Raw genomic sequence first — 961 nt, 5'->3', positions numbered from 1 at the left:
CGAGCTCGAGGACGCGATCGACGTCGAGGACGACCATGAGCTGGCCGTCGAGGCGATGGACACCGCCGGCGAGCTTGGCCATGCGGGGGTCGAGGTTGACGGGATTTTCTTCCATGCCGGCTTCGGGCAGGCGAAGGACCTCGCCGATCTGATCGATCAGCAGGCCATAAGATTCACCGCGCAAATCGACGCCGACCGCCATCGGCACCTTGCCGTCCTCGGGCTGCGGCAGGCCGAGGCGGGCGCGCATGTCGACCACGGTGACGATGCGGCCGCGCAGATTGAGCACGCCCGCGATCTCGCGCGAGGACAAGGGCACGCGGGTGACGCGCTCGGGCATGAACACGTCCTGGACGCGGGAGATCGGCAGGCCGAACAGCTGGCCGCCGATCATCGCGGTGACGTATTCGACCATGGCGCCTTCGCCCACTTGCGTCTTCTTGTTCATCTCGGTCTCTCCTGATCCCTAGCCTTACGCCGCTGCCCGGTTCAGCTCGGAGGCGCCGGCGGCGCCCGCGGTCTGCTCCTTCAGCGCCGCGATCAGACCGGGACGGTCGAACTTGGCGACATAGTCGTGGAAGCCGGCCTGGCGGCCGCGCTCGATCGCCGCCGGCGACACCAGCGCGGACAGGCCGATGATCGGCATCGAGCCGAGATTGTTGTCGGAGCGAATGGTCTCGGCGAACTCGAACCCGTTCATGTCGGGCATCTCGATGTCGGTCAGGACCACGTCGAAGCTCTGGGCGCGCAGTGCCGCGAGGCCCTCCTGCGCGGTCGGCGCGGTGCGGACGCGGTAGCCGGCCGCCTTGAGGACGGGCGCCAGCATGTTGCGGAAGAACGCTGAATCGTCGACCAGCAGCACCGACTGCGAGTGCATCGACGGCTTCATCTCCTTGCGGGTGAACCAGTCGGCGAACGCCATGGGGAGGAAGTGGCCGACGTCGATCACCTCGGTGGCCTG

The 961-nt window shown here is 67.5% G+C and carries 2 protein-coding genes; both read right to left on the bottom strand.

Translation table 11 applies throughout. The annotated features are described in order from the left end of the window. A partial coding sequence (locus RAD10_RS41425) for a chemotaxis protein CheW (protein ID WP_038951401.1) occupies nucleotides 1–448 on the bottom strand: 448 nt, incomplete at its 3' end. A 24-nt stretch (nucleotides 449–472) separates the two neighbouring features. After that, nucleotides 473–961 (bottom strand): response regulator (locus RAD10_RS41420; protein ID WP_461621972.1); only part of this gene is annotated, 489 nt, incomplete at its 5' end.

This window comes from Bradyrhizobium sp. 23AC (assembly GCF_054863025.1).
Note: the sequence above shows the minus strand (reverse complement) of the source record. Positions and strands in the feature narration are given on the sequence as shown.